Annotated in this window: 1 protein-coding gene; it reads left to right on the top strand. The window is 71.6% G+C overall.

Going from position 1 to position 2,664, the window contains the following annotated elements:
- Nucleotides 1–148 precede the first annotated feature (148 nt).
- The gene (locus tag ACIQOV_RS36395; protein WP_401055084.1) at nucleotides 149–2,587 is read left to right on the top strand and encodes a germacradienol/geosmin synthase; all 2,439 of its coding nucleotides are present in this window, start codon (nucleotides 149–151) and stop codon (nucleotides 2,585–2,587) included.
- Nucleotides 2,588–2,664: the final 77 nt, after the last annotated feature.

Below are 2,664 nucleotides of genomic sequence, written 5' to 3'. Positions count from 1 at the left end.
CGTGGTGGGGGAGGGCGCTCGGCTGGGCGGGTGGCTTCGAACGGGGGGAACGAGTCATTTCATATGACTGTTTCTGTTGTGCCGGTGCGGCGAGCTGACGACGGGTCATTCTTGGTCCAATCGACGCGTCCAGAAAGGCTCGCCCGCCGTGACCCAGCCGTTCGAACTGCCGTCCTTCTACGTGCCGCACCCGGCACGCCTCAACCCCCATCTGGACGAGGCACGGGCCCACTCCACCGACTGGGCCCGGGAGATGGGGATGCTGGAGGGATCCGGAATCTGGGACCAGGCCGACCTGGAAGCCCACGACTACGGCCTGCTCTGCGCGTACACCCACCCCGACACCTCCGCCGAGGCGCTGTCGCTGGTCACCGACTGGTACGTGTGGGTCTTCTTCTTCGACGACCACTTCCTCGACATGTTCAAGCGCACCAACGACCGCGGTGCGGGCAAGGCCCACCTCGACCGGCTGCCGCTGTTCATGCCGGCCGACCCGGCCGCCGAGCTGCCCGAGCCGGAGAACCCGGTCGAGGCGGGCCTGGCCGACCTGTGGCGGCGCACCGTGCCGGCGATGGGCGAGGACTGGCGGATCCGGTTCGCCGAGAGCACCCGGAACCTGCTCAACGAGTCGCTGTGGGAGCTCGCCAACATCAACGAGGGCCGGGTGGCCAACCCGGTCGAGTACATCGAGATGCGCCGCAAGGTCGGCGGCGCGCCCTGGTCCGCGCAGCTGGTCGAGTACGCGGCCGGCGCCGAGGTGCCGAAGGAGGTGTCGGGTTCGCGGGCGCTGCGGGTGCTGATGGACGCCTTCTCCGACGGGGTGCACCTGCGCAACGACATCTTCTCGTACCAGCGGGAGGTGGAGGACGAGGGCGAGCTGAGCAACGGCATCCTGGTGCTGGAGCGGTTCCTGGAGTGCTCCACCCAGGAGGCCGCGGACGCGGTCAACGACCTGCTCACCTCGCGGCTCCAGCAGTTCGAGAACACCGTGTTCACCGAACTGCCGGTGCTGTTCGCGGAGACCGGGCTGGACCCGGCGGGGCGCGCCCGGGTGACGGCGTACGTCAAGGGCTTGCAGGACTGGCAGTCCGGCGGGCACGAGTGGCACCTGCGGTCCAGTCGGTACATGAACGGCGGTGGGGCGGCCGCGGGTTCGGGCGGGTCCGGTGGCGAGGTCGCTCCCGGCTCGGGCGGTGGACCGGTGGGTCTGCCGGGCCTGCCGGGTGGGCCCGGGGGCGGCAACTGGTGGGACCAGTACGCGATCGGCGGCATCGGGACCTCGGCGCTGGACATCCTGCGCAGCACGGCCGCCGGGGCCACGGCGGCCGTGGCGGAGGGGGGCTCGACGCCGGCGGCCAAGGGTGCGGCGGGCCCGGCCGTGCGGCGGGCGCGGTCGCACGGCCACGTGCCGTACCAGGCCGTGGGGCCGTCCCTGCTGCCCGAGTTCAAGCTTCCGTTCGAGCTCCGGCTGAGCCCGCACCTGGACGGCGCCCGGGAGCGCGTGATCGAGTGGGCCGAGCGGATGGGACTGCTGGCGGCGGTGCCGGGCGTTCCCGGCTCCGGCATCTGGGACGCCGAGTCGATGCGAGACTACGACCTCCCGCTCTGCGCGGCCGGCCTCCAGCCGGATGCCACGGCCGACCAACTCGACATCTCCTCGGCCTGGTTGGCCTGGGGCACCTGGGCCGACGACTACTACCCCCGGGCCTTCGGGCACACCCGCGACCTGGGTGGCGCCAAGGTCGCCAACGCGCGGCTGTCCCTTCTCATGCCGGTGGACGGCACCCCCGCGCCGGAGCCCGTCAACGCGCTGGAGCGCGGCCTCGCCGACCTCTGGGAGCGCACCGCCGGCCCGATGACCGTCGAGGCCAGGGGCCGCTTCCGGGTGGCGGTCGAGGCGATGCTGGACAGCTGGATCTGGGAGCTGAGCAACCAGATCCAGAACCGGATCCCCGACCCGGTGGACTACCTGGAGATGCGCCGCTCCACCTTCGGCTCCGAGCTCACCACGAGCCTCTCCCGCCTCGGCCACGGGCAGACCGTGCCGCCGGAGGTGTACGACCACGGCTCGATGCGCGCGCTGGAGAACTCGGCGATGGACTACGCGTGCATGATGAACGACCTCTTCTCGTACCAGAAGGAGGTCGAGTACGAGGGCGAGCTGCACAACGCCGTCCTGGTGGTGCAGAACTTCTTCGGTTGCGACTACGAGTCGGCGGTCCGGATCGTCGACGACCTGATGCACTCGCGGCTGGGCCAGTTCCAGCACGTGGTGCAGAAGGAACTCCCGGTCATGTACGAGGACTTCGGGCTGGAGCAGGCGGCCAGGGAGATGCTCGACGGGTACGTGGGGGAGCTGGAGAACTGGCTCGCGGGCATCCTGAACTGGCACGAGGGCTGCCTCCGGTACGCCACGGCCGACCTGGAGCGGCACTTCGGCGCCGAGCGGGACCTGGTGGAGGCCTCGCAGGCCCGTCGGGCGGCCGCCGCGCCGGTTCCGACGGTCCCGCCGCCCTCGGTGCCGCCGGTGCCGCTCGGTCCGACCGGCCTGGGGACGGCCTCGCTGCGCCTGTCGGCGGGCGGCTGACGTCGACGGGTCGCACCCGCGCGGGTCCAGCCCGCGCGGGTGCGCCGCATCGTGGCTAGGCTGGCGAACCGGGGGAT

The organism is Kitasatospora sp. NPDC091257 (assembly GCF_044757675.1).
Taxonomy (GTDB): Bacteria; Actinomycetota; Actinomycetes; order Streptomycetales; family Streptomycetaceae; genus Kitasatospora; species Kitasatospora lactacystinica.
Note: the sequence above shows the minus strand (reverse complement) of the source record. Positions and strands in the feature narration are given on the sequence as shown.